The organism is Ancylomarina longa (assembly GCF_003996985.1).
GTDB lineage: Bacteria > Bacteroidota > Bacteroidia > Bacteroidales > Marinifilaceae > Ancylomarina_A > Ancylomarina_A longa.
In genome coordinates this window covers 1-957 of the sequence record NZ_RJJX01000086.1, presented here as the reverse complement: position 1 = coordinate 957, position 957 = coordinate 1, and the positions used below count along the sequence as shown (strand labels likewise).

Below are 957 nucleotides of genomic sequence, written 5' to 3'. Positions count from 1 at the left end.
CAACCTAAACACCACATTGCCTCACGATCAATTAATCGCAGGCTTCGGTGTTGGGCTAATCCCTGTTCACTCGCAGTTACTAAGGGAATCCTTGTTAGTTTCTTTTCCTCCGCTTAGTGATATGCTTAAGTTCAGCGGGTAATCACGTCTGATCCGAGGTCAGGGTCAATTATACAATTCGTGCGTATTACACACACCATCGGTACAAACCGTAGACCGAACCATAGAGACAAGACCAAGTGACCAACGTAGCGTACGATAGGTGCGATTCTTCCCGAGCGCGTATAATGTCATTAAGCCACGACTCGAGCACAACCCACCGCAGCATCTCGATCAAGTCATCTAGACCGGACTAGGCTGTGGCCGGACTATTAGGACGGAGCCTTCGACCAGCAACCCGCGTTGATATGCGGGTATACACGCCGGCAGGCACTCGCCCAATCCACGACTCAATGTGCGCCGTGATAGATGAAAAGCCGACCCTCGGACAGGCGTGGCCACAGGATATCCCGTGGCCGCAATATGCGTTCAAGATGTCGATGTTCAAAGCAGTATGCAGTTCACATTAATTCACACAGTTGGCTGCACTCTTCATCGACACACGAGCCGAGTGATCCACCGCTCAAAGTTGTACGCCAATAATCCCATACATTGGTTTCCCAAATGCATAGAACTAATGGTTAACGCTGCAGCCTAGGATATTTACCGCTAAGCCAGCKTACATRCAGTCCAGCACGAAGCCAGGTGCATGCCAGGCAGCAAACCCGTGAATGGCAAGCCAAACCGGATCGCTTCAACAGTGTAAAAGTTTGAAATAGGAACAATAACGGGGCGGATTTGCATGCATATAGCATACAATTCTCTTTGAACCTAGCACACAACAATAGCGTCATGCACTGTCCCATCGCCCTTGGCCCATCGCCCTTGGCAGATCAGGCAACCCGAAAGTTACGAGAA

General features: G+C 50.2%; 1 rRNA gene. It reads right to left on the bottom strand.

Annotation, left to right across the window (positions count from 1 at the left end):
* Positions 1-642 (bottom strand): 23S ribosomal RNA (locus tag DLK05_RS19045); the annotation flags it as partial.
* Between the last annotated feature and the right edge of the window lie 315 nt (positions 643-957).